The sequence below is a fragment of the Polaromonas sp. genome, assembly GCF_013817205.1.
GTDB lineage: Bacteria > Pseudomonadota > Gammaproteobacteria > Burkholderiales > Burkholderiaceae_C > Polaromonas.
Genome location: NZ_JACDDD010000148.1, coordinates 1 through 2,312 on the forward strand (window position 1 = coordinate 1; position 2,312 = coordinate 2,312).

At 60.9% G+C, this 2,312-nt stretch carries 3 protein-coding genes and 1 pseudogene; all 4 read right to left on the minus strand.

All coding sequences use genetic code 11. The annotated features are described in order from the left end of the window. Nucleotides 1-239, minus strand: a pseudogene (locus tag H0W47_RS18580) (energy transducer TonB); the annotation flags it as partial. 102 nt (nt 240-341) lie between these two features. After that, on the minus strand, nt 342-599 hold the full coding sequence (locus H0W47_RS18585; RefSeq protein ID WP_296927092.1) for a (2Fe-2S)-binding protein: 258 nt from the start codon (nt 597-599) through the stop codon (nt 342-344). Nucleotides 600-712: 113 nt separating this feature from the next. After that, complete coding sequence (locus tag H0W47_RS18590; protein WP_296927094.1) at nt 713-1,690, minus strand: GTP-binding protein; 978 nt, start codon at nt 1,688-1,690, stop codon at nt 713-715. A gap of 47 nt (nt 1,691-1,737) precedes the next feature. Continuing rightward, nucleotides 1,738-2,312, minus strand: a 575-nt coding sequence (locus H0W47_RS18595) for a ZIP family metal transporter (protein WP_296927096.1), incomplete at its 5' end; no start/stop codon positions are given.

Genomic DNA, 2,312 nt, shown 5'->3' on the forward strand with positions numbered 1-2,312 from the left:
GTTTTGGGCGGCGGAGGTGGCGGCGGCGGCGCCACCTTGGGCGGTGTTATCTCGATGATGCGGGTCAGCATCTCCGCTGGCACCACGATCTCGGCCGAGCGGCGCAGCAGACCGTTTTGCATGGCCCACAGCACCGCGACGTGAAAGATGACCACGCTGGTGGCAATCACGATGTTGCGATTCATGGGTTTGCGCACGGAGGCGAGTGTTGGAGGAGGCGACAGGGCAGGGGCGTTCATTGGAGTCTAGTGGAAGCATGCGCAAGCGCGTGAAAGCGCTGCAGGCACAGGCCAAAACCTGTCAAGGGCGAAAAATCCACCAGAGCGGAGCGACCGCGAGGATCAGGCTGCCGGCGAGAGTTGCAAAGAGGGTGAGGGATGATTCCATGTGCTGCCTTCCAGGGGATGGGTGGCGAGCTTGATGTGTGCTGTTGGACAGCTGCCGCTGCACTGCGCGACCACGTCGCGCGCGCAGCCTTCGCACTGGCCGCACTGGGTGGCGACACCCAGTTCGAACTGGATCTCATCGAAACCCAGCCCGGCTCGGGCGTGGCGGGCGATTTCGCGATCGGAGATTCGGCGGCAGACACAAACAATCATGGAGTGGCTTGCTGGTTGGTGATTTGTTGCATTCATTATAAATGCGAATCTGTCGCATTTGCAATAGCCTGGTGTAAATCTCCATGTTTACCTCTCCTTTCAGACGCCGCTGCTCACACGTCGGCCGTGCATTGCGCCAGTCCCTGCAGCAGCACGTCCCGGGGTAAATCCCTGCCGATAAACACCATTTTCGAAGTGCGCTGCTCCTGGGGCTTCCAGGCCGGGCCGGTGTCGGCGCCCATCAGCATGTGCACGCCCTGAAACACAACGCGGTTTGGCTCACCGGCAATGTTGAGCACGCCCTTGTAGCGCATCATCTGCGCGCCGTAGACCTGCACCAGACCACCCAGCAGGTCTTCGAGCTTTTCCAGATCAAGCGGTCGGTCCTCACGGAACACAAACGAGCTGACATCGTCGTCGTGCTCATGCGAGACGTCATTGAGGAACTCGGGCTCGATTTCGAGGATGGCGTTCAGGTTGAAACCCCGGATGTCCAACAGATCGCCCACGGCAGCCACACCGTTTTTGGATTCGCCAATTTTTGCGCGCGGGTTCATGCGGGTCAGGCGCTGGCGCAGGGCCTGCACGTCACTCGCCTCAACCAGATCGGTCTTGGTCAGCAGCACGCGGTCGGCAAAACCCACTTGTTCTTGCGCTTCGTGGTGTTCGTCCAGTTGCTGCGGCGCGTGTTTGGCATCGACCAGCGTGACGATGGCATCCAGCAAATAATTTTGCATGACCTTGTCATCTACAAAAAAGGTTTGCGCCACGGGTGCCGGGTCGGCCAGGCCGGTGGTTTCGATCACGATGTGGTCAAAGCTGAGCTTGCCGGCCTTCTTTTTGTCTGCCAACTCGCCCAGAATGCGCACCAGGTCGCCGCGCACGGTGCAACAGATGCAGCCATTGTTCATCTCGACGATTTGCTCCTCAGAGTCCTGCACCAGCAGCTCGTTGTCGATACCGGCTTCGCCGAACTCGTTTTCGATCACTGCGATCCTATAGCCGTGATCGGCCTTGAGGATGTGGTTCAGCAGCGTGGTCTTGCCGCTACCGAGAAAGCCGGTGAGTATGGTGACGGGGATGAGGCTCATCAGGGGCTCCTGGGGTGGATAAAGGTGCAAGAAAAATAAGTCGCCAGTCAGTGCGAGTGCGGCAAAAGTTCGCCGATCAGCAGCACCGTGCCCAGGCCCAGCGTCAGCAGCAGGCCCTGGCTCAACCAGTCCGACGGCTGCCGTTTGCGGTGCAACTCGGGCACCAGGTCGGCCACGGCGATGTAGATGAAGCTGGCGGCGGACACCGACAGCACGTAGGGAATCGCTGCCTCGGCTTGCTGCAGGGCGAGATAGCCCAGCACGCCACCGGCCACCATGGCCAAGCCTGAAACTGCGTTGAGCAGCAAGGCGCGGCGTTTTTCCACGCCAGCGCTGAGCAGCACCATGAAGTCCGACATTTCCTGCGGAATCTCGTGCGCCAGTACGGCCAGCGCGGTGGTCCAGCCCAGTGCAGGGTCCGTGAGGAAGGCTGCGGCGATCAGCACGCCATCGACAAAATTGTGCAGGCCATCGCCGACAACGATCATGGCCACGCGCGGCGTGTGGCTGGGCAGGCCCTGGGCGTGGCGATGATCATGGCGCCAGAGGGCCACTTTTTCCAGCATGAAAAAAGCCAGCAGCCCGCCCAGCAGCACCAGCCCGACCTCGCGCGGGTCGAAGC